At 68.4% G+C, this 21,042-nt stretch carries 20 protein-coding genes; 11 read left to right on the forward strand and 9 right to left on the reverse strand.

What is annotated here, in order from left to right:
• Nucleotides 1-234 precede the first annotated feature (234 nt).
• The 4 genes from ACFXKN_RS19645 (at nt 235) to ACFXKN_RS19660 (ending at nt 5,971) form a co-directional block, all read left to right on the forward strand.
• A complete protein-coding gene (locus tag ACFXKN_RS19645) occupies nt 235-3,093 on the forward strand; it encodes an ATP-dependent RNA helicase (protein WP_378967773.1) in 2,859 nt (952 codons plus the stop codon).
• Between the two features lie 204 nt (nt 3,094-3,297).
• A complete protein-coding gene (locus tag ACFXKN_RS19650) occupies nt 3,298-4,092 on the forward strand; it encodes a CPBP family intramembrane glutamic endopeptidase (protein ID WP_378967788.1) in 795 nt (264 codons plus the stop codon).
• Nucleotides 4,093-4,115: 23 nt separating this feature from the next.
• Complete coding sequence (locus ACFXKN_RS19655; protein ID WP_378967793.1) at nt 4,116-4,778, forward strand: hypothetical protein; 663 nt, start codon at nt 4,116-4,118, stop codon at nt 4,776-4,778.
• Nucleotides 4,775-5,971 (forward strand): PrsW family intramembrane metalloprotease, encoded by a 1,197-nt coding sequence (locus tag ACFXKN_RS19660; RefSeq protein WP_378967802.1) that lies wholly within the window; start codon nt 4,775-4,777, stop codon nt 5,969-5,971. The genes ACFXKN_RS19655 and ACFXKN_RS19660 overlap by 4 nt, the downstream gene beginning before the upstream one ends.
• Before the next feature lie 132 nt (nt 5,972-6,103).
• Here ACFXKN_RS19660 and ACFXKN_RS19665 read toward each other — a convergent pair whose 3' ends face one another.
• From ACFXKN_RS19665 to ACFXKN_RS19675, 3 genes are read right to left on the reverse strand one after another with little or no spacing between them, the layout of a single operon-like run.
• A complete protein-coding gene (locus tag ACFXKN_RS19665) occupies nt 6,104-6,634 on the reverse strand; it encodes an SAM-dependent methyltransferase (protein ID WP_378967812.1) in 531 nt (176 codons plus the stop codon).
• A complete protein-coding gene (locus ACFXKN_RS19670) occupies nt 6,624-6,758 on the reverse strand; it encodes a hypothetical protein (protein WP_378967819.1) in 135 nt (44 codons plus the stop codon). Before ACFXKN_RS19670 ends, ACFXKN_RS19665 begins: the two co-directional genes overlap by 11 nt.
• Entirely contained in the window at nt 6,755-7,591 is an 837-nt protein-coding gene (locus ACFXKN_RS19675; RefSeq protein WP_378967827.1) for an SMP-30/gluconolactonase/LRE family protein, read from the reverse strand. The genes ACFXKN_RS19670 and ACFXKN_RS19675 overlap by 4 nt, the downstream gene beginning before the upstream one ends.
• A gap of 113 nt (nt 7,592-7,704) precedes the next feature.
• Between ACFXKN_RS19675 and sigJ the strand changes: the two genes are divergently transcribed.
• Nucleotides 7,705-8,604, forward strand: coding sequence for an RNA polymerase sigma factor SigJ (gene sigJ, locus ACFXKN_RS19680; RefSeq protein WP_378967842.1), 900 nt, complete (start codon nt 7,705-7,707; stop codon nt 8,602-8,604).
• A gap of 49 nt (nt 8,605-8,653) precedes the next feature.
• Here sigJ and ACFXKN_RS19685 read toward each other — a convergent pair whose 3' ends face one another.
• Nucleotides 8,654-8,869: a hypothetical protein gene (locus tag ACFXKN_RS19685; RefSeq protein ID WP_266297096.1), complete on the reverse strand. Its 216-nt coding sequence runs from the start codon at nt 8,867-8,869 to the stop codon at nt 8,654-8,656.
• A gap of 173 nt (nt 8,870-9,042) precedes the next feature.
• Here ACFXKN_RS19685 and ACFXKN_RS19690 point away from each other — a divergent pair, with 173 nt between their 5' ends.
• On the forward strand, nt 9,043-10,221 hold the full coding sequence (locus ACFXKN_RS19690; protein ID WP_378967850.1) for a pyridoxal phosphate-dependent aminotransferase: 1,179 nt from the start codon (nt 9,043-9,045) through the stop codon (nt 10,219-10,221).
• Between the two features lie 6 nt (nt 10,222-10,227).
• Here ACFXKN_RS19690 and ACFXKN_RS19695 read toward each other — a convergent pair whose 3' ends face one another.
• Together ACFXKN_RS19695 and ACFXKN_RS19700 are read right to left on the reverse strand one after the other, a co-directional pair.
• Entirely contained in the window at nt 10,228-10,917 is a 690-nt protein-coding gene (locus tag ACFXKN_RS19695; protein WP_378967857.1) for a trimeric intracellular cation channel family protein, read from the reverse strand.
• Between the two features lie 168 nt (nt 10,918-11,085).
• The gene (locus tag ACFXKN_RS19700; protein ID WP_378967872.1) at nt 11,086-11,730 is read right to left on the reverse strand and encodes a LysE family translocator; all 645 of its coding nucleotides are present in this window, start codon (nt 11,728-11,730) and stop codon (nt 11,086-11,088) included.
• A gap of 324 nt (nt 11,731-12,054) precedes the next feature.
• Between ACFXKN_RS19700 and ACFXKN_RS19705 the strand changes: the two genes are divergently transcribed.
• The 3 genes from ACFXKN_RS19705 (at nt 12,055) to ACFXKN_RS19715 (ending at nt 16,104) form a co-directional block, all read left to right on the forward strand.
• Nucleotides 12,055-13,722, forward strand: a complete 1,668-nt coding sequence (locus tag ACFXKN_RS19705; protein WP_378967898.1) for a DNA repair helicase XPB — start codon at nt 12,055-12,057, stop codon at nt 13,720-13,722.
• Between the two features lie 99 nt (nt 13,723-13,821).
• Nucleotides 13,822-14,487, forward strand: coding sequence for a DUF3239 domain-containing protein (locus ACFXKN_RS19710; protein ID WP_378967908.1), 666 nt, complete (start codon nt 13,822-13,824; stop codon nt 14,485-14,487).
• A gap of 225 nt (nt 14,488-14,712) precedes the next feature.
• Nucleotides 14,713-16,104, forward strand: coding sequence for a M1 family metallopeptidase (locus ACFXKN_RS19715; RefSeq protein ID WP_378967931.1), 1,392 nt, complete (start codon nt 14,713-14,715; stop codon nt 16,102-16,104).
• Here the strand turns inward: ACFXKN_RS19715 and ACFXKN_RS19720 are convergent.
• The gene (locus ACFXKN_RS19720; RefSeq protein ID WP_378967942.1) at nt 16,101-16,943 is read right to left on the reverse strand and encodes a hypothetical protein; all 843 of its coding nucleotides are present in this window, start codon (nt 16,941-16,943) and stop codon (nt 16,101-16,103) included. The genes ACFXKN_RS19715 and ACFXKN_RS19720 overlap by 4 nt on opposite strands.
• A 110-nt stretch (nt 16,944-17,053) precedes the next feature.
• Here ACFXKN_RS19720 and ACFXKN_RS19725 point away from each other — a divergent pair, with 110 nt between their 5' ends.
• A complete protein-coding gene (locus ACFXKN_RS19725; protein WP_379433557.1) occupies nt 17,054-17,563 on the forward strand; it encodes a hypothetical protein in 510 nt (169 codons plus the stop codon).
• On the opposite strand, the gene ACFXKN_RS19730 is transcribed toward ACFXKN_RS19725, so the two are convergent.
• Nucleotides 17,560-19,851: a helicase-associated domain-containing protein gene (locus ACFXKN_RS19730; RefSeq protein ID WP_378974498.1), complete on the reverse strand. Its 2,292-nt coding sequence runs from the start codon at nt 19,849-19,851 to the stop codon at nt 17,560-17,562. The genes ACFXKN_RS19725 and ACFXKN_RS19730 overlap by 4 nt on opposite strands.
• A gap of 80 nt (nt 19,852-19,931) precedes the next feature.
• Between ACFXKN_RS19730 and ACFXKN_RS19735 the strand changes: the two genes are divergently transcribed.
• A complete protein-coding gene (locus ACFXKN_RS19735) occupies nt 19,932-20,123 on the forward strand; it encodes a hypothetical protein (RefSeq protein ID WP_378974505.1) in 192 nt (63 codons plus the stop codon).
• Nucleotides 20,124-20,188: 65 nt separating this feature from the next.
• On the opposite strand, the gene ACFXKN_RS19740 is transcribed toward ACFXKN_RS19735, so the two are convergent.
• Nucleotides 20,189-20,797: a transglycosylase family protein gene (locus ACFXKN_RS19740; RefSeq protein WP_378913991.1), complete on the reverse strand. Its 609-nt coding sequence runs from the start codon at nt 20,795-20,797 to the stop codon at nt 20,189-20,191.
• Nucleotides 20,798-21,042: the final 245 nt, after the last annotated feature.

Genomic DNA, 21,042 nt, shown 5'->3' on the forward strand with positions numbered 1-21,042 from the left:
ATTCCCCCCACCGAAGTTGCAGTGTGAATGAGCGCCCCGCCACCGACTGTCCGTTAGTCGGGCAAAAAAAGACCCAGCCCTACGTGAGGACTGGGTTGGTAGCTACATGCTAGAGGTGATCGTTGCGCAGGTCAACTACGTTTGCTCGTTGCGATGTTCGGGCGCGGCGTGACCGGATGGCCGGTCGTTGGGCGGTTGGGGAGCCGTGTTGGCGGAGCGGCAGACTGGTCGGTGATGAAGCTTCCCGAACTTCCCGACCTTCCGGTGCGACCGGCGCTGGAGCGGATCACCGCGACACTGGCCGATCGCGGGGTCGCGGTGTTGGTCGCGCCGCCGGGCACCGGTAAGACCACGTTGGTGCCGTTGGCGCTGGCGGCGGGGTCGTCGGGGCGGATCGTGGTGGCTGAGCCTCGGCGGTTGGCCGCGCGGGCGGCGGCTGCGCGGATGGCGGCGCTGCTGGGGGAGCGGGTGGGGGAGACCGTCGGGTATGCGGTGCGTGGGGATCGGAAGGTCGGGGCACGGACGCGGATCGAGGTGGTGACCTCGGGGTTGTTGGTGCGGCGGTTGCAGAGCGATCCGGAGCTGGCCGGGGTCGGCACGGTGGTGCTCGACGAATGTCACGAGCGGCATCTGGACGCCGATCTGCTGCTTGCGCTGTTGCTCGACGCGCGGTCGGGGTTGCGGCCGGATCTGCGGGTGCTGGCGACCTCGGCGACAGTGGCTGCGGATCGGTTGGCACAACTGCTCGGCACAGGGGAGACCGGGCGAGGAGCTGAGCAGGGCGCGGACGGAGGCGGAACTCCGGCTGGGCCGGGTGCGGTCGGTGGAGCTGCGGCTGGGCCGGGTGCGGACGGTGGTGGAGCTGTGGCTGGTAGGGCTGGGGTCGGTGGTGGAGCGGATCGGGCCGAGGGGAGTTCGGTGTCGGTGGAACGGGCGACCTCGGTCGACCGGTCGCGTGCCCCGGTTCTGGAAGTACGCGGGCGGACCTATCCGGTTGAGGTCGACTATGTTTCGGCTCTGCCTCGCGAGCGGATCGAAGCGCAGGTCGCGCGGGCTACCCGCAGTGCGCTGGCGACCATCGACGGTGATGTGCTCGTCTTCCTGCCTGGCGTCGGCGAGATCAACCGCACGGCAGGGCTGTTGCGCGACCTCGACGGGGTCGACGTGGTTCCGCTGCACGGCAGGCTCGCGGGTGCGGCCCAGGATCTCGCGCTCCGGCCGGGATCGCGACGGCGAGTCGTATTGTCCACTGCCGTAGCCGAATCCAGCCTCACCGTCCCCGGCGTGCGCGCGGTGGTCGACTCCGGCCTGTCCCGGGTGTCCCGCGTCGACCACCGGCGCGGCCTGTCCGGCCTTGCGACAGTGCGTGTTTCGGCGGCGGTCGCCGAACAGCGCGCAGGCCGCGCGGGCCGCGAAGCGCCCGGCCACGCCTGGCGCTGCTGGCCCGAATACGAACACCAAACCCTGCCCGCCTACCCCGAACCCGAGATCCGCACCGCCGAACTCACCCGCCTCGCACTGGAATTGGCCTGCTGGGGCACCCCCGACGGCACCGGCCTCGCCTGGTGGGACGCCCCACCGGCGGGTGGCCTCGCCGCGGCCCGAACCGTCCTGCGCGCCCTCGGCGCCCTCGGCGATTCCGACCACATCACGCCCCGTGGCAAAGCAATGGCCGACCTCGGCCTGCACCCCCGGCTGGCCCGTGCCCTTCTCGACGGCGCCGCACGAGTCGGCGCGAAAGCCGCCGCCGAGATGGTGGTCCTGATGGACGACGACTCCCTCGCCCCCGGCATCGACGCGACAGCGGCCCTGCGCACCCTGCGCTCGGAACGCCCACCCCGCTGGACCCGCGAAGTGCAACGACTGACGCGACTCGTCGCGAACACCGACGACCAGCTCGCCCGGTCTGATGCCGGATCAGGTGGGCGCCGTGCGCAGGCTGATGCTTCGCCCGGAGTGGGTCGGCGTGACCGGCCGAGCGCCAGTGGGACACAGATCGATGTCTCGTCAGACGCGTCGAACACGGCGAGCATCGGCTCGGCGGCAGATCGACCGGGTGGGCGCGATCGTGTCGTCGGCGGGGCAGGGAACGAGAGTGGTGGGTATGGAGGGGATGTCGCGGCGTTGTTGATCGCGCTGGCGCAGCCGGAGCGGTTGGCTCGGCGGCGGTCGATTGGGTCGTCCACGTATCTCATGGCGGGCGGTACCGCGGTGACACAGCCGCCGGGTTCGGGGCTGGCCGCGGCGGAGTGGCTTGCGGTGGCGATCGCTGATCGCGATCCCGGTCGGGCAGAGGGCCGAATCCGCCTGGCGGCCATCGCCGATGAGGAACTCGCTCGGGAGGCCGCACCTGGGTTGGTGGTCGAGGCCGATGAGGTGCGGTGGGATGGCGGTGATGTGGTGGCTCGGCGGGTGGAGCGGTTGGGCGCGATCATCCTGTCGGAGAAGGCGCTACGTCAGCCCGACAGAGCGCTGGTGGAACAGGCTGTGCGGCAAGGGCTTCGGTCGGAGGGGTTGGACCTGCTGCGCTGGAGTGATGATGCGCGGGGCCTGCGGCAACGTCTGGACTTCCTGCACCGCACCCTCGGCGCACCATGGCCCGCTGTCGACAGCGACGCGCTCCTCGCCGATCTCGACATCTGGCTCGGCCCCGAACTGTCCACCGCCCGCCGCCGTTCCGACCTCGCCCGCATCGACGCAGGCGCCGCCCTACGCCGCCTACTCCCGTGGCCCACCGCCGCCCGCCTCGACGAACTGGCCCCCGAACGCCTGGAAGTCCCCTCCGGCAGCCGCGTCCGCCTCGACTACTCCGCCGACCAGCCGATCCTCGCGGTCAAAGTCCAGGAGATCTTCGGCTGGACCGACCCGCCCACCCTCGCCGACGGCCGCGCCCCCATCCTGCTCCACCTGCTCTCCCCGGCCCAGCGCCCCGTCGCCGTCACCGCCGACCTGGCCTCCTTCTGGAAGAACGGCTGGCCCCAAGTCCGCGCCGACCTGCGCGGCCGCTACCCCAAACACGCCTGGCCCGAAGACCCCACCACGATCCCCGCCCACCGAGGCACCGCCCGCCGAGCCGCCAACCGCCCGAACTGACTGTTCATCACCGGGTTTCGTCTCGATCACGACTACCGCCGAGCATCGCCACCACCAGCATGATTACTTCTCGTCCTGGCAACGGTTCGGAGAGTTCGGAGCTACCTTTGCGTGGTAGCCACAAGATCGCTAGCACGGCGTTGAGCGTTGAGCGACACGGCCAATATCAAGCGTCCAACTTTCCGAGCGATTATCTTTACCCGCATGAGCACGCCTGAAACTGCGCGTTCGGTCACACGAACCGGTCGCAGTCTCTCGTATCCGATGTTCGCGCTGATCGTGATCGTCTATCTGGCGATCATCCAGCTCGGTGGGATGCTGATGACCGAGCTGACCGGCGAGGACGACTTCCTGTCCACGCGTGCGGTGTTCTACGGCATGATCATCCCGCTCGGTGTCGCCCTGGCGTTCACCTACGGTGTCATCGCCTATCTCGGCTGGATGCGACCGGTCCTGCACGACGATCGCCCGACCCGGCCGTGGGTGCGGGTCGTGCCGATCGTGTTCCTCGTCGCGATCGTCTTCGGCATCAACTACAGCGCGCTGTCGGACAAGGGTCTGCTGTACACGCTGGTCCTGCTGATCGCCACGCAGTTCGTCGGCTGGGGCGAGGAAGGCATGTTCCGCGGGATCGGGGTGGTGGTCCTGCGTGATCACGGGCTGACCGAGGGCAAGGTCGCACTGTGGTCGAGCATCGTCTTCGGCGCTGTGCACCTGACCAACGGCATCACCCACGGCGCGAACGCGATCGGCCAGGCGATCATGGTCAGCCTGGCCGGCTACTTCTTCTACCTGACCCGCCGGGTGACGCGCGGCAACACCGTCAACTCGGTGCTGCACGGCCTGTTCGACTTCACCCTGCTGACCGGCACGTCGATTCTGATCGATCAGACCTTCTATCTCGGTGCTCTGCTGCCGGTCCTGCTGTATCCGGTGCTGGCGATCGTGCTGCTGGTGAAGCGGCGCAGCATCGAGCCCGCTCCGGCGACGGCGCCCTGACCTGTAGATCGAGGGAGACATCCGTGGGAACACATCAGCGAGAGGCCGAGCGGGTCTTCTCGGAACAGTATTTCGACCCGGGTGACCGCTGGGTCCCGGCGGATCGCCGCTGGCTCGGCATGGACAAGCGGACCATCCTGCCCGCGCTGGTCGTGCTCGTCCTGGCCTTCCTGCAGGCAATGCTGCTGCCGCAGATCGACGCCGCGATCCCGGAGAAGGATGTGACCGTCGCCGGCGACGTGATCGCGGTGCAGGGTCAGGTGGGCTTCACCGCCGCAGGTGGCTGGTCCCTGGTCGCCGGTGAACGCCGAAGCGATGAACCCAGCGGGCAGGGCTACCCGCCGCAGGCCGCGCTCACCCGTGGTGGTACCCAATTCGTGGTCCGCACCGGCAAATTCGAGGGTGACGCCCGTGCCCTGCTCGACCAGATCCAGCGCACCGACGAACTTCTCGGCGGGGCGCTGACCGCGACCGGTGACCCGGTCGCCATCACCACCCAGGCTGGTCTGACCGGAGTCATTACTCGCTACGCGGCCGCAGGTGTGGATGGTGTGCTCGCCGCGTTTGTCCAGGACGGCACCGGTATCGAAGTCGTGGCCGTCGGCCCGGCGCAGCCGGGTCAGGACATCCTCGGCGAGGTCGCCGAGATGATCGCCAGTATCGGACCGATCGGAGCCCCGCGGTGAGCAGCAACGACCTGACCCAGGCCAGGTTCCTGGCTATCGAGAACTCCGGCTGGGGCCGCGATTTCACCTTCTACCAGCCACGCAACCTCGCGTTCTGGGTGTATCTGCTGATCACCGGTTCCGGGGCGATGCTGTTCGTCTCGCGCATCGCGAGCAGCTATCCCGCCTACGGGCGCGCGATCGCGGTCACCGCCGTGGTGTTCGCCGTCTACGGTGCGCTGTTCTGGTGGTTCGTCGCCCACATCGACCGCTACGCCCGCCAGCCCACGAAACTGCTGGTCGCCGCGTTCTGCTGGGGCGGGTTCGCCGCGACCTGGTCGATGGCCTCCTACGCCAACACCGCCCTGATCGGCATCTACGGCAAGGTCTTCGGTCATGCCTTCGCCCAGGACTGGGGTCCGGGCCTGAGCGCACCGTTCACCGAGGAAACCGCCAAGGGCTTCGGACTGCTGCTGATCATCGCCCTGGCGCCGCGCCTGATCCGTACGGCGTTCGACGGCTTCATCGTCGGCGCGTTCCTGGGCCTGGGCTTCGAGATCATCGAGGACATCGCCTACGGCATGAACGCCGGCGCCGCACAGTTCGGCGCGAACCAGGTCGACGCCTCGATGAGCACCGTGGTGCTGCGCGTGGTCACCGGCGCGACCGGGCACCTGCTCTACACCGCGATCTTCTGTGCCGGACTGGTGTATCTGCTCGGCCGCCCCGCCGAACCCCGCAAGATCGGGCGTGGCCTCGGCCTGATCGTGGTGGCGATGCTGCTGCACGGGTTCTGGGACTCGATGGGCAACTTCGCCGGAGACAGCGCCATAGGCAGCATCGTGATCATCGCAGGCACCATGATCATCGCCCTGTCGATCGCCGCGGGCGTCTTCGCGAACACAGTTCCGCGCGAACGCGACTTCCTCGCCCGGATCTTGGCACCCGAGGTCGAGACCGGTGTCCTCACCGAGGACGAGGCGGCGGCAGCCTGCGCGGATGCCAAGGGCCGCCGGGTATTCCGCAAGAACGGCACCGGCCGGGCCGGGCGCGCCCGCAACGAGCACCTCCTCGACGCGATCTACGACCTGGCCGACGCGCTGGCCGCCGACCGCGGCGGGGAAACACCACGGGTGGAGTTCGCACGCTCGGAGATCACCCGTATCCGCGACGGGCGCCCGGTCACCCAGGCACAGCTGCCGGTCCGCGTCTGAACACTGTCACGCGCTGCTGAACGCGACTTCGACCATCACTGAAGCCGACTTCAGAAACCGGTGACTGGACTGTTGATCACCAGGCGATCACGCAACATCGCAGTGGCTTTCCTGGTGTGCGCCTGGTGATCGTCAGGAGATCGGCGTTGCTCGGGCGGCTAGGAGGGTGTCGGTGGTGACGAGGGCGCAGTGGTAGCCGGCGGTGGTGAGGCGGTCGGCGAGGCGGGCAGTGGGTGGGGTGGGGCTGTCGGGGGTGCCGTAGCCGTAGCAGAGCCAGATGCGGCCGGTGGGGGCGAGGCATCGGCGCATCGTCGACCAGGCGGTGGTCGCGGGACCGGTCCAGAACAGGTTGACGTTGACCGCGAAGATCAGATCGAATCGTTCGCCTGGGTCGAGTTGGTCCAGTAACCGCTCGGCCCGCACCTTTCCGATCTCGCCTTCGACCAGGCGGACGCGTCCGGCGGCGATCTCGGTGGCGCAGCGGCGTTCGGCCTGTGCGAGCGCGGTGGCCGAGCGGTCGATCCCGACGATTCGTCCGGTGCCGAGCCGGGCCGCGATCCGCGTCAGCGAGGCGCCGGAACCGGGCCCCAGCTCGAGCACACGTTCGCCCGCCCGCACCCCCATGGTGTCGGCGAACCAGTCGAACCGCGCGTCATCCGCCATCGACGGCGCTGACCGCGGGAACACTCTCGGGCCACCCCTCGACCGGCTCGACCTGGCCGTCCTCGGCGGTGCGGATCGCCCGGACCGGCGCATTGCTCGCCCAGCCGGGGGCCCGGATTTTCACGGCCTGCCCGCACCCGGTGCGGGCGCGGGAAAGGCGACGACTTGTCCCGTCGGTCCGGTCGCTTCGGCGTCGCCCCAGCTCTGCCCGACGACATACAACCGCGGATCCCCGTCGCGGCTGAGCGTGCACGAGAACGCGCCACGGTCGAGCCGGACCCGCGCCGACACGTCGCCGCCTTCCCTGACCCGGACACAGTGCTGGTTGCCCACGTCCGCGTACCAGAGCTCACCCTCGGCATCGAGACAGATCCCGTCGGGGTGATCGCCCGGGGTCGCCGCCCACACGCGACGAGCGCTCAGCCCACCATCGGCCGCGATGTCGTAAGCCGTGAGCTGATCGGCGTACGACTCGGCCACGATCAGCGTCGTCCCGTCGGGGGTGATCGCCATGCCGTTCGGAAACGCGAGTCCGTCGGCGACCTGCCGCACCTCACCGGTGGGGGTGATGCGCGCGATGAGGCCGGGCACGAACTCCCCGCCGGGGAAGTCGAAGCCGATGTTGTTGACGTAGGCATTGCCGCCCTCGTCGATGACGATGTCGTTCCACGGCTTGTCCGACACGGGCGAGAGGTCGGCGTAGGCCACGAGCGACCCGTCGGGGTCGCGCCGAAGCAGACGCCTGGCGGCGGAGTCGACGATCACCAATCGGCCATCCGGGAGAAAGTCGATGCACATCGGAAACGACGGGATCTGGGCGACGACCTCGGGGCGGTGATCCTCGTCGAGGACGATCACCTGGTTCGCGCCCCAGTCGGAGAACCACAGTCGACCGTCGTGCCAGCGCGGTGACTCGCCGAACACGATTCCTTCCAGCACGATCTCGGATGTACTCACGGAGCCGTCCTTGTCGTAGGCAGTAGTAGTACAGACGAGATGACGTGCGCGGAATCATCGGTGGGCGACCCGTGGGGCGGAGTGCGGTGGGGTACTCCGTAGGATCTGACTCGATGGTTTCCCCGTTTCTCGCCGACCTGTTCGAATCGCATCGAACGCACTTGCTTTCGGTCGCCTACCGGCTCACCGGAAGTGTCGGCGACGCCGAGGACGCGGTGCAGGAGAGCTGGCTGCGGATGGCGGGGGTGCACCAGTCGGAGATCGGCGATCTGCGCGCCTGGCTGACGACGGTGGTCAGCCGAATCTGCCTCGACCACTTGCGAAGTGCCGCCGTGCGCCGCGAAACCTATGTGGGGCAATGGCTTCCGGAGCCGATCGTCTCAGCGACGGCGTCCTCGCGCACGCCGGATCCGCTGGATGTGGTGGTGCGCGATCAGGACAGCCGGATGGCGGCGATGGTGGTGCTCGACGCGTTGACGCCGCAGCAGCGGGTCGCGCTGGTGCTGCACGAGGGGCTGGGCGTGCCCTTCGACGAGATCGCCTCGATACTCGGCGTTTCCGCCGATGCCGCAAGGCAATTGGCGGTGCGAGCGCGCCGAGCGGTGGCGCGGGCACCGGAACCGGTCGCCGACGATGTGCACGATCAGGCGGTGCGACGGTTTCTGGCCGCGCTGGCCACCGGCGATGTCGCCGCGGTAGCCGCGACGCTGCATCCGGACGCGACATTCACCGCCGATGCGGGTGGGACGACCAAGACCGCGCTGAATATTGTTGCCGGACAAGAGAAAATCGCCCGTCTGGCGCTCGGCCTCTGGCGCAAGCATCAGGAAGAAGCCGGCCTGGACTTGGGCGCTGCCAGGGTGAACGGCCAATCGGGCCTGGTGATCACCGACCCGAACTCACCGTTCGGACGCCCGGTGCGCGTGCTCGGCTTCGCAGTGCGCGACGGAAAGATCTGGGCCGCATACGATTTCGCCAACGTACTGAAACTATCCGGCGCCCGCCCCCGCTGAACCCCGCAACACAGTAAGGCGTGCGGGGGTCAGCAGTTGCTGATGTGCTTTAGGGGTAGGTGGATCCCCAGTTGTGATCGCCGGTCGACGAACCGAGGTTGTGGTCGCCGGTCGAGGAGCCCATGTTGTTGTCCGGCGTGGCCGAACCGGTGAACATGTCGACGATCTGGCCGCCGAACAACTGTTCCCGGATGAACCGCAGGGCCGAACCGGCTACCTCCGACGCAGCCGGTTGCAGGATGAAGTCGAGCAGAGGTGAGGCCATGTGAGCCCCTTTCGATATACCACCACGACGTGGTGTGTGAGGTAGAACACGGCGAGGCTAGCTGAGGTTGGGGAAACGCACAATAGCGCAGGTCAACGCGGGAAAACGTTTGTGAAACATGCGTGTTCGCTATCGTTCGGCAACGTCGGCGAATAGTGGGATACGCTGCGGAGATGCCGCCTGTGCCGCCCACCGTCGCCCGCCTGCGCCCCTTCGGCTCGACCATTTTCGCGGAGATGACCGAGCTGGCCGTCCGTCACGACGCGGTGAATCTGGGCCAAGGCTTTCCCGATACCGACGGACCAGCGGGCATGCTCGAGGTCGCGCGCGCGGCCATCGCCCACGGGCTCAATCAGTACCCGCCCGGCCGCGGAATGCCTGCGCTGCGCCAGGCGATCGCCGAGGACAGAGCCCGCCGCTACGGCACCGCCTACGACCCGGCCACCGAAATTCTGGTGACCGTCGGCGCGACCGAGGCGATCAGTGCCGCCGTGCTCGGTCTCGTGGAGCCCGGCCAGGAGGTGGTGCTGATCGAGCCGTACTACGACTCCTACGCCGCCGCGATCGCCCTCGCCGGCGCGCGGCGACGGACCGCCCGCCTGGTACCCGACGGCGACCGATTCGTGCTCGACCTGGACAGCGTGCGCGCCGCGATCACACCGGAAACCCGCATGCTGATGGTCAATTCGCCGCACAACCCCACCGGCGCCGTGCTCGACCGAGCCGACCTCACCGCGATCGCCGAGCTGGCTGTCGAACACGATCTGCTGGTGCTCACCGACGAGGTGTACGAGCACCTCGTCTACGACGGCGCCGAGCACATCAGCATCTCCACGCTGCCCGGGATGCGCGAGCGAACCATCGTGGTGTCCAGTGCGGCAAAGACTTTCAATGTCACCGGGTGGAAGATCGGTTGGGCCTGTGCGCCCGCACCACTACTCGACGGTGTTCTCGCGGCCAAACAGTTCCTCACCTTTGTCGGTGGCGGGCCGTTCCAGCCTGCCGTCGCGCATGCGATCAACGAGGAATTGGACTGGGTGCATGCCCAGCGCGACGGGCTGGCGGACAAGCGAACGCGGCTCTCGCAGGCATTGCGCGACACCGGGTTCACGGTCTCGGCCAGCGACGGCGGCTACTTCGTCTGCGCCGATATCCGGCCGCTCGGCGCCGAGGACGGCTTGGCGTTCTGCCGTGAACTCCCCGCGCGACTCGGTGTCGCCGCGGTGCCGGTGAGCGTCTTCGCCGATCACCCTGATGACTGGAAACACCTGGTGCGCTTCACCTTCAGCAAGCGCGACGAGACAATAGACGAAGGAATCCGCCGACTCCGAACCGGCATCGCCGTGCGCTGACACGGGTCAGTCACGTGCGTGGCGGGCCAGCGGTGCGTGCCACTGGTAATGGCGGGCCAGCAGCCGGAAGCCCACCGCCCCCGCCGCGGCGAGCAGTCCGGTCCATGCTTCGTACACGTCCAAGTGCAGCAGCGCGGCAGTGGCGGCCGCCCCGAACAGCGCGGGGATCGCGTACAGATCCTGATCGGGACGCAGCACGCTCGGCACCTCGCCACTGAGCACATCGCGGAGCACGCCGCCGCCGATCGCGGTCGTCATGCCGAGCAGGGCGGCGGTGGGCGCACCGAGCCCCGCCGAGTCGGCGATCACGGTTCCGGTGACACAGAACAGCCCGAGCCCGATCGCATCCGCGATTTCGAGCGGGCCCTTGGTGAGGCGGGGCGATGGCGCGATGAAGTACAGGATCAGCGCGGTCACGATCGACGCGGACAGGTAGGTCAGATCCGTGAACGCGGCCGGGGGAGTTCGCCCGATCAACAGGTCACGCACGATTCCGCCGCCGAGCGCCGTGGCGCACGCCAGCACGACCATGCCGAACAGATCGAGCCGCTTGCGCACGGCGACCAGCGCCCCGGACGCCGCGAACGAGATCACGCCGAGTAGCTCACCGCCGCGGTGTACCGCGGTCACCGCTGAATCGAGTTCTGTCGCCGAAGGTCCTGCGGCCAACGTCGCTACCAGCACCCCAACGCTCACGGCACGCTCCTTCCACTTCAGCTGTCCGGAGCAGCGTGACACGTGAGGTGTCGCGGGGGGCGGTAAGGACACATCACGTAATACCGGGCCCAGGGTGTGTACGCGGGTGGCGACGCATCGAGGTGACAAGGCGTACTAGTTGGGTGTGGTCGGTCCTGGCGACGAGCTTCAGGCGGGGGTGGGGCGGGCCTTGTCGGTGGCGAGGAGGACGGCGATGGTGCCGAGGGCGGTGCCCATGAGGTAGCGCTGGGTGCGCAGCCACAGGGGGCGGGCGGCGAGGAAGGTGGCCAGGCCGGCGGCGCCGAGGACGATCATGGCGTTGACCGTGAGGGCGACCGTGATCTGGATGGCTCCCAGCGACAGGCTCTGCAACCAGAGGGCGCCGCGTTCGGGGTCGACGAACTGGGGGATCAGCGCCATGTACATGATCGCGATCTTCGGATTGAGCAGGTTGGTGGCCAACCCCATCGTGAACAGGCGTCGCGCCGGGTCGTGCGGCAGGTCGGCGGGCGCGAACACCGAAACCCCACCCGGCCGGATCGCCTGCCAGGCCAGCCACAACAGATACGCCGCCCCGGCCAGCTTCACGGCCAGGTACAAACCGGGTACCACCGCGAACACCGCTGTGATCCCCGCCGCGGCTGCCATCAGATACACCCCGAACCCGGCCGCGACCCCCATCAGCGAGATCATCCCCGCCCGACGCCCCTGCGCGACGGTGCGCGAGACCAGATACATCATGTTCGGCCCCGGTGTCAGCACCATGCCGAGTGCCGCCGCCGCAACCCCGAGAACCGCCGTCGTCTGAAGCATGCACCGAGTTTCCCCCGGTCACGAGGGAATTGTCGCGGTCCAGTCAGCATCCGCTGGACCCGTGCTCACCCCTCGCGCATTCTCCGCAGGGGCTATGTCGGACCGGGTCCGTACAATTGAACGGGCCGCCCAACCAGGACACGGCACACCAACTCAGAGCACTCAGGCCGAACGCAACCCCGCACAGGGCGAGTCTTACGAGCCCGTTCGGGGCCGCCCCCTCGATTCAGCGCTCGAAGCGCATGCGCCGCAGGCGCGAGTCTCGTGTGCTGAATCGAGGGGTTACAGGCCCCGAACCCGCGGCCCCGGCCGCAAAGGAGTCCAGTGACCGACGGTCCGCTGATCGTGCAAAGCGACAAGACCTTGCTGCTCGAGGTCGACCACGAGCTGGCAGGCAACGCGCGGCAGGCCATTGCCCCGTTCGCGGAGCTGGAACGTGCGCCCGAGCATGTGCACACCTATCGGATCACGCCGCTGGCGCTCTGGAATGCCCGCGCGGCGGGCCACGATGCCGAGCAGGTCGTCGACGCGCTGGTGAGCTTCTCGCGATACGCCGTGCCGCAGCCGCTGCTCGTCGACATCGTCGACACGATGGGCCGCTACGGCCGGTTGCAGCTGGTCAAGCATCCCGCGCACGGGCTGTGCTTGATCAGCCTGGATCGCGCGGTGCTCGCGGAAGTGTTGCGGCACAAGAAGATCGCACCGATGCTCGGCGCTCGCGTCGATGACGACACCGTGATCGTGCACCCGTCCGAGCGCGGACACATCAAACAGATGCTGTTGAAGATCGGCTGGCCAGCGGAGGATCTGGCCGGTTATGTCGACGGCGAGGCGCACGACATCGGCCTCGACTACACCGAGGGCAAGTGGCACCTGCGCGACTACCAGGAGATGGCCGCCGACTCCTTCTGGGCGGGCGGTTCCGGCGTGGTCGTGCTGCCGTGTGGCGCGGGCAAGACAATGGTCGGCGCGGCCGCGATGGCCAAGGCGAAGGCCACCACCTTGATCCTGGTCACCAATACCGTGGCGGGCAGGCAGTGGCGGCGCGAGCTGCTGGCGCGGACCACGCTCACCGAGGAGGAGATCGGCGAGTACTCCGGTGAGCGCAAAGAGATCCGCCCGGTCACCATCGCCACCTACCAGGTCATCACGCGCAAATCGAAGGGTGAGTACAAGCACCTCGAGCTGTTCGACAGCCGCGACTGGGGCCTGGTGATCTACGACGAGGTGCACCTGCTGCCCGCGCCGGTCTTCCGGATGACCGCCGACCTCCAGTCCCGCCGCAGGCTCGGTCTCACCGCCACGCTGGTGCGTGAGGACGGCCGCGAGGGCGACGTGTTCTCGCTGATCGGCCCGAAACGCTACGACGCCCCGTGGAAGGACATCGAGGCGCAGGGCTGGATCGCGCCTGCCGACTGTGTCGAGGTGCGGGTCACGCTCACCGACGCCGAGCGGATGGCCTACGCCACGGCCGAGCCGGAGGAACGCTACAAGCTGTGTTCCACCGCCCGCACCAAGATCCCGGTCGTCGAGTCCATCCTGGCCCGCCACCCGGGCGCGCCGACCCTGGTGATCGGCGCCTACCTGGATCAGCTCGACGAACTGGGCGTCGATCTGAACGCCCCCGTCATCACCGGTGCCACCAAGAACAAAGAGCGCGAGGCGCTGTTCGACGCCTTCCGCTCCGGCGAGATCCCGGTGCTGGTGGTGAGCAAGGTGGCCAACTTCTCCATCGACCTACCGGAAGCGTCGGTGGCGGTGCAGGTTTCGGGCACCTTCGGTTCCCGTCAGGAAGAGGCTCAGCGCCTCGGTCGACTGCTGCGGCCGAAACAGGATGGGGGACAGGCGCATTTCTATTCGGTGGTCGCGCGCGACACCCTCGACGCCGAATACGCCGCGCATCGGCAGCGCTTCCTCGCCGAGCAGGGCTACGCCTACCGCATCGTTGACGCCGACGACCTGCTCGGTCCGCCCATCGGGGACGGCGTGTAGCACTGTTCGCCAGGTCAAAGGGGGGTAGCGTGCGGAGTGCGAACCCCTCGGCAGATAAGTGGAGGCTATTCCTCCGCAACTTGTGCTAGGAAGGAAGGCGTGCGCCGCTTCGAATTCGTGGTCGACCGTGAACACGCTCATGCGGTGAACGAGACGTTCACCGGGTTGCGTAGGTTGCGCCTGGTAGCCCTGCTGGCTGCCGGTCTCGCTGTCGCGGCCACGGTGGCGCTGGTGTGGAGTGGGCAGGCGTGGGGGTTTCTGCTCGCGGTGGTGTGCGTGCTGATCGCGGGCATCGCGCTGTGGGTGGCGTTGTGGACGCCGCACCGTTCCAGCATCGAGAAGCTCTATCACGACGGTGTCCTCGTACCGGCCGTCGTCAGCGATGCCGAGCCGGGTGGCATCGTGTTGCTCGCCCTGGTCGATATCGCCGAACCCGCCGCGCCGGAGCGCAGCTGGGCGCTGATCACCCGCAAAGTACGCGCGCTGCCGGGACACACACCGCAGCCGGGCGAGCGGGTGCCCGCCGTCGCGGTGCGCACCGATCGTGCCCCTCGCCAGGTCGGCGAACGCTGGCAACTGGTCACCGCCATGCCGATCGCCTGGGGTACCCGCGATGACGCGGTGATCGCGCGAGCCTGCGACGCCATCAACGAGGTCGAATGGCGGCTGCTCGCGCAGAACCTGGCGCTGGCCTCCCGGGTGAAACGCACGGCGACCAAGCGCCTGCTGCTCGACCCGCAACAGCTGCCCTCCGACCTGGGCTAGGCGTAACCTCCGCCTTCGCTCCGGCCGTGCGCGGCTGATGAACGCTGTCGCGTCGGCGCCCATTAGGCGTAACCTCCGCCTTCGCTCCGGCCGTGCGCGGCTGATGAACGCTGTCGCGTCCGCGCCCATTAGGCGGACCCCGGCCTCGGCCTATTAGGGTCCGTGGCGCGCGCCTGCGACGATGGTTGGGTCCGTGCGATCCGGTCGGCGAAAGGTGTCTTCGACATGCGATGGGCGGCCGGGTTGTGCGTGGTGTTCGCGCTGGTGGCGCTGGGAGTTCGCCCGGTAGCGGCGGATTCGACGTTGATCGGGGCGCCTGGGCTGGGCGATCCGTACTATCCGCTCGACGGGAACGGTGGCTACGACGTCACCCACTACGACGTGTCGATCGACTACGAACCCGGTGATCACCACCTGCGCGGCACCGCCCGCATCGACGGCCGCGTGACCCAGCCGCTGGCGCAGTTCAACCTCGACTACAGCGGGCCCGAGGTGCTGATGGTAACGGTGAACGGGCAGCCCGCGGGGTTCGCCCATGACGGCGAGCACGAGCTGGTGGTGACGCCGCTGCTACCCCTGCCGCCCGGACTGCCGATGCGGATCATCGTCGACTACGCGGGCGAGGCCGCCGATACCGACGGCGCGGGCTGGACCTACGCGCCCAGCGGCGGTGCGTTCGCCATCGGCGAGCCGCACAGTGCGAGCACCTGGTACCCGCTCAACGACACCCCGCTGGACAAGGCGACTTTCACGCTGCACGCCACGGTGCCCGCCGAGTGGGAAGTGATGTCGACCGGTGATCGCACCGAGCATGTGGTGCGCGACGGTCGGCTGTTCACCACGTGGGAGACGCGCCAGCCCACGATCGGCTACCTGACCACGGTCGCGGTGGATCATTTCACCTTCCTCGAACAGCGGCGGGCCAACGGTACCGCGGTGCTGAGCGCGTTCGCGCCGGATTCCGAGGAGAATCGCGAAGACGAGCAGCGGCTGCCCGAGGTCCTCGACTTCCTCGAAAGTCTTTATGGCCCTTACCCGTTCGATGTTGCCGGTGGCATTTATGTGGATACGGAGCTGCCGTTCTCGCTGGAGACCCAGACCCGGCCGACGTACGCGCCGTGGACCGATCTGAACACCGTGGTGCACGAGCTGGCCCATCAATGGTGGGGCGACACGATGTCGGTGCGGCAGTGGTCCGACATCTGCCTCAACGAATGTTTCGCCAGCTATACCGCCGACTATCTGTGGCCGGAGCGGATCGACCATGCCGATGTGGACACCGAGTATCGCGAGACGATCGCGAAGTACCTCGACGAGCCCAAGTTCTGGAAGATCGCGCTGGCGGCTCCCGGTGTCGGCGACGAGTTCACCTCCGTCTACTACCGCGGGCCGCTGTTCCTGCATGCGCTGCGGAAGTTGATCGGTGAGGACGTGTTCTTCGCGGCGATCAGGGATTTCGTGAACGCCCATCGCGACGGTCATGCCTCGATGCCGGAATTCCGGGAGTTCCTGCAGAGCCGGACCTCGATGCCGCTCGGCGAGTTCCTGGCCGAATGGCTCGATGGCACAAGGCCGCCGCGTGACGCGTTCCTCTATCCGGGCACATTGGGCCCCTAGTCCTCGCTCAGACGAGCGCGGGCCCGCTCGACCCAGCGCTGCATCCGATCGAATTGACCACGCGCGGCGGTGAATTCACCACGTGCCCGATGTTCGGCGGTGTGGGCGAAGTGGCGTTGTTGTTCAGCGTGTTCGAGCTCTTCGCGTAGCTCGGCGATCCGGGTCTCGATCGCATCGAGGTCGGATTTCGCCTGGGCGGCAGCGGCTTCGGCTTCATCGCGATCGGCAGCGGCCGCTGCCAGCCCGGATTCGGCATCGTCGAGTTCCTTGTGGGCCTCGGCTCGCCGCTCGGCTTCGGTGTTCTTCGGGGCGGGTTTGCTCGTGCGCTTGGGCGTGGCCTTTCCGCCGGTGATCGCGACCAGCCCGGCCGGGCCGAAGCCGTCGTAGGTGACGGCGGTCGGCAGGACTCCGGCGCGGACCAGGTCGGCGACGTCGGGGTCGGCCAGCGCAGCGGTGAGAGTTTGGCCGACCTCGCGCAGCACCTGCTCGGTCGCCGGACGGTCGTGTTCGGCGACCAGCTCGGCGGCCCGCTTGGTCATCGCGTTCACAACCTGTTGACGCTGGGTGCCGAGGGCGCGCAGCTTCTCGCCGGAGAGCTGACGCTGAGCCGACCGGAGCGCATCGCCGAGATCGAGGAGAGCGGCGATCTCCTTCGGCGCGTGGCGGGCCAGCAGGTTGACCGTCCAGGCGGCGACCGTGGGTTTTCGCAGGGCGGTGATGGCCTTGGCCAGCTCGCGGTCACCGTCGGCGCGGGCCTGGGCGGCGCGCTCGGCGCGGGTTGACACGAAGTCGCCGGGGTCGAGGGTGTACAGCTCGCCTGCGACGTCGTCGAGGGTCATCTTTGTGATGGTAGACAGGTTGCTCGACGGGGGAGCGCGGGCGCGGGGCACTTGGGTATCGTCACCGGCGGTTGTATTGGCCCTGAACCGTTCGGTGAGTGAGGTTTTCAGTGATTTTCCCAGAGAAGCGACTGTTGGCGCGGATCGTGCTCGGACCGGTGGCCGCGATGGCCCTGGTCGGCGCGGTGGTTTCGTGCTCGTCCGATGATTCGTCGTCGGCCGGTGCTGTCGCGGCGGGGTCGTGCGTGGAGGTCAGTGACAACGCTGCCGATGCGATGAAGGCGACGGTCGGCGACTGCTCGTCGGCGACGGCCAACTACCGGATCGTGAACGTCGGCACGGCGGACTGCGCTGCGGGCAACGCCACCTTCAACGGCACTGTCGGAGACGCGAAGAACACCCTGTGCTTGGCGCCCAACTTCGCCGAGGGTAGTTGTTACGCGGATGCGGGGACGCGGCCTGCGAAGTCTGTCGCGTGCACCGCGCCGGAGGCTTCGTTCAAGGTGGTCAAGCGGATCGATGGGGAGACCGATGAGCTGCTGTGTGGCGCGGACGCCACGCAGTTCCGGACGGTTCCTGAGCCCAAGACGACGTTTTGTATGGCAAAGCCACAGGGTTAGTCGAGCAGGGCCACCGACGCGATTCGGTGGAGGGTGAAGTGGCGGGTGGCGCCGCTGACGGGGTCTACCGCGTCCAGTTGGCCGTTGCCTACTCGGAGCGGTTCGACTACTCGTTGGGTCGCTACGCCCTGGGCGTCCACGTAACCGATGTTGACCGGGCGGCCTACTCGCGCTGCCAGCTGGAGTAGCGCGAGGGTGGCCGCGGTGCCGGTGCGGGTGCCGTCGGTGCGGACCGAACGGCCGGTGCGGGCGCCCGCGGCGCGTTCGCCCGCGCGGAGTTCGGTGACCAGCTGGGAGAGCTGGTCGTCGTTGGGCGGGGTCGGCCGGTAGGGCCTGCGAGCCAGGGGGCGAACCGAAATCCTCGCGCCGCGGGGGCGCAGGTCGACGATGGTGCCGCCGGAATCCTCGCCCGCGGGGGCGAAGCCCGCTGTGCGGAGTTGGTCGAGCATCTCGGTCAGCGGGGCCAGGGCTATCGCCACGGTGGGGGCGATAGCGCGCAGGGCCAGGGTTTCGGCTACGGGGGCGGCGAGGACCTGGGCGAGCAGGGCCGGGTCGTCGCTGCGGAGGAAGGACTGGGCCATGCCTACCCGGAGCTGGCCGTGGCGGCGGGCCACGTCGTCGATGAGGTAGGTCAGCGACTGCGGCACGGGGGTGCGCGAGTGGGTGGCGAACAGGGCGTGGAGTTCGGCGGCGGTGAGTCCGGCGTCGAGGGCGCGGCGGACCGTGGCGTCGCTGACCCGGTACACCGTCGCGGCGCCCGCTGATTCGACGTTGGCGACCAGGGCGATCTTGCCGCGCAGTTCCGGGACGAGCGGGCCGGGCGCGATCACGGTGAGGTCGGCCTGGACCAGGACGTGGTCGACCGGTTTCGGCAGTGCCGCGGCCATTTCCGATTCGGCGTCGGCGACCGAACCGTGCAGCAGGGCCCTGGCGGCGGAGTCGAGGGCGCCGCGCCCGAGCAGGCCGACGATCGCTGCTTCGGCGAGGGTCGCGGTGACGGCTTCGAGGCGGAAGTGTCTGCGGCGGCGTGGCATTCGCCAAGCCAGCAGCTTGCCGATGTCGGCGGGAGTCATGGCGGTACCGGTCGGGTACTCGGCGAGCAAGCCGAGGATCGCCGCGCGGTCGCGCACCGCGTGCGGGACGCGCAGCTCCGCCGACAGGGCCGCGATCGGCTTGTCGGCGGCGTCGCGCATGCCGATCATCCACGGCATCCGATCCAGCTCGAGCCACGCTTGCGCGAGCGTTACCCAGCGGGTGGCGGGCGGGGCGTCGAGCCAGGAATCCGCGGCGGGCGTCGGTGCCCAGAAGTCGTCGGTGGCGTCGAGGTCGGGGGTCGGCTCGGGCAGGCCCTTTTCGACGAGTTTCGCGGCGGCCAGCAACTCGAGCAGCAAGCCGGTACGTAGCTCGTCGATGCCGGTCTGTTTGGCCAGTCTGCGCGATTCGCGCACGCCGAGTCCGCCTGCGCGCAGGGCGGGGGCGGGCAGCTTGCCGAGTGCGTCGATCAGGTCGCCCGCATCGCGCAGCAGCTCGCCCACTTCGCCCGCGCCGACGGCATTCACCTCGGTGGCGGTGTTCTTGACGAGTGCGGGTTTGGGCGGGGCGAGCGCGTGCGGGTCGGTGACGGGTTCGCCGCGCAGGACCTGGCCGACGGTGACGGGCAACTCCACGGTCTCGTCGTCGATCCAGTGCAGCAGCCGGGCGGCGAGCAGACGCGGCACCGGACGCTCGGGGTCGGTGCCGGGCGCGGCGTCCCTGGTGCGACCGCGCGGGCCGGTGGTCGCGAGTTTGTCCAGCAGCGCGCGGTCGGGTGGACTCGCCGTGGCCAGCGCGGCGACGACCTCGGGTTCGGTGAGGGCGTCCGGGAGCGCTGTCGTCGCGCCCAGCGGCCAGGGGAGGGCTTCGGCGGCACTGGGTGTCAGGTCGAGGTCGTCGCCGACCTGCCAGACGAGCGCGCGGTCGAGCAGACGGGTCAGCGCGGCGGTGAACGCGGTCTTGGTCACGCGATCTTTGAGCTGCGCGTGCAGGGTGGTGCGGGTGAGCCGCGTGAGCTCGGCGCCGATCGTGCGGGCGTCCTCATTGGCCGTGAGCGCCTCGATGATCGCGAACTCGAGCGTGTCGAGGTCGTCGGCGGCCCGCAACACCGACGCCCGCTGCTGGGCGCGCACCGCGAGCACCGACATCGACGCGGGCAGCGGCACCGCCAGGTCCGGCCGCAACTGCAGCAATTTCACCAGCTGGGCATCAGTGCGCGCACCGAGCCAATCGGCGAGAGAGTCTGTCGCGATCACTGATCGAGCCTACAGTTCTAGGCCGCCTCGATCTGGACTGAGCGAAGGGTGCGACATCATCCATATGCCAGAATGAGGCCGTGGTGAACAAATCGAATAAACCCTACGTCGACAACGGCTGGCCCGAGGTGGCCGACGGCGAGCACGCCGTGACCGAATTGTCGTCGACCCGCGCCGGTAACCTCTCGCCTTTCGGTGAGGACACCGAGTTTCCCGTCCCGGCCGCAACGCTGCCGTACGTGCATCCCCAGACCACCATCAACCGGGTGTAATTCGGACGAGAAAGACAAGAGCCCGCATCCTCGAGGATGCGGGCTCTTGTTGTGTCTACCGGCGATCAGGAGGGCAGCAGACCCTTGTTCGCCTGGAAGAAGTCGATCACGGCCGGGTCCAGCTGAGAACCCTTGGCGGAGTTGACGAAGTCGAGAGCCTGCTGCGGCACGGCGATGCCCTGCTGCTGCACGACGGTGAGTGCGCGGTCGACGGCCGAGAACACTTCCTGGCTCGGATCCTGTACCTGCGGCACAGTGACCTGCGGGGCCCAGCTCGGCGCCGAGGGAGCGACACGCTCGGACGGTCCGCTGCTCAAGCCGAGCTGCGAGGAGCAGGAGGGCCAAGCGCCCCAACCCTGAGAAGCGAGAACCTTTTCGGCCACCACGATCTGCTGTTCGCGGGTGGCGTTGTTGGCGGAGGCGGCGTACTCGCCACCGCCGTGTGCGTTCCAGGTGGAGGGCGAGAACTGCAGCCCACCCTGGTAACCATTGCCGGTGTTGATGCCCCAGTTGCCGCCGGCTTCACACTGTGCGAGGCGATCCCAGTCGGAGTCAGGGGCCGCGCTGGCGTTTCCTGCGAGGGCTGCAGCTGCGGTGCCGAAGATCGCGCCGGTGACGGCGACCTTGGCAGCTGTGCGCCCGGTGGAAGTCGGCTTGCGGTGGCGTCCACTCATATCGGGTTTCTTCCTCTCGTTCGCACCTGCATGTGGCCCGGACTGAGAGGTCTCCCGGTCCGCCCTCACCCCTTGTTTCCAATCGGGGTCCGGTACCCGCGGGGTGAGGTTCGGTGCGGCGGGCCGGTGGTTCCGGGGGTTACCCCGGCTGAGAGAAACGGTACGACGGTCAGCGGCGAATGTCACTATTTGGTAACCGGCGGGTCCCGGTGGGTCTCGGGGTCGTCTCAGGGTGATCCCCGATG

The organism is Nocardia sp. NPDC059195, assembly GCF_042754695.1.
Classification (GTDB): Bacteria; Actinomycetota; Actinomycetes; order Mycobacteriales; family Mycobacteriaceae; genus Nocardia.

What these genes read in the sequence shown, in the direction of transcription:
- ACFXKN_RS19645 (WP_378967773.1), top strand. Translation starts at nt 235, where the DNA reads ATGAAGCTTCCCGAACTTCCCGACCTTCCGGTGCGACCGGCGCTGGAG.
- ACFXKN_RS19650 (WP_378967788.1), top strand. Translation starts at nt 3,298, where the DNA reads ATGAGCACGCCTGAAACTGCGCGTTCGGTCACACGAACCGGTCGCAGT.
- ACFXKN_RS19665 (WP_378967812.1), bottom strand. Translation starts at nt 6,634, where the DNA reads ATGGCGGATGACGCGCGGTTCGACTGGTTCGCCGACACCATGGGGGTG.
- sigJ (WP_378967842.1), top strand. Translation starts at nt 7,705, where the DNA reads ATGGTTTCCCCGTTTCTCGCCGACCTGTTCGAATCGCATCGAACGCAC.
- ACFXKN_RS19685 (WP_266297096.1), bottom strand. Translation starts at nt 8,869, where the DNA reads ATGGCCTCACCTCTGCTCGACTTCATCCTGCAACCGGCTGCGTCGGAG.
- ACFXKN_RS19690 (WP_378967850.1), top strand. Translation starts at nt 9,043, where the DNA reads ATGCCGCCTGTGCCGCCCACCGTCGCCCGCCTGCGCCCCTTCGGCTCG.
- ACFXKN_RS19700 (WP_378967872.1), bottom strand. Translation starts at nt 11,730, where the DNA reads ATGCTTCAGACGACGGCGGTTCTCGGGGTTGCGGCGGCGGCACTCGGC.
- ACFXKN_RS19715 (WP_378967931.1), top strand. Translation starts at nt 14,713, where the DNA reads ATGCGATGGGCGGCCGGGTTGTGCGTGGTGTTCGCGCTGGTGGCGCTG.
- ACFXKN_RS19720 (WP_378967942.1), bottom strand. Translation starts at nt 16,943, where the DNA reads ATGACCCTCGACGACGTCGCAGGCGAGCTGTACACCCTCGACCCCGGC.
- ACFXKN_RS19740 (WP_378913991.1), bottom strand. Translation starts at nt 20,797, where the DNA reads ATGAGTGGACGCCACCGCAAGCCGACTTCCACCGGGCGCACAGCTGCC.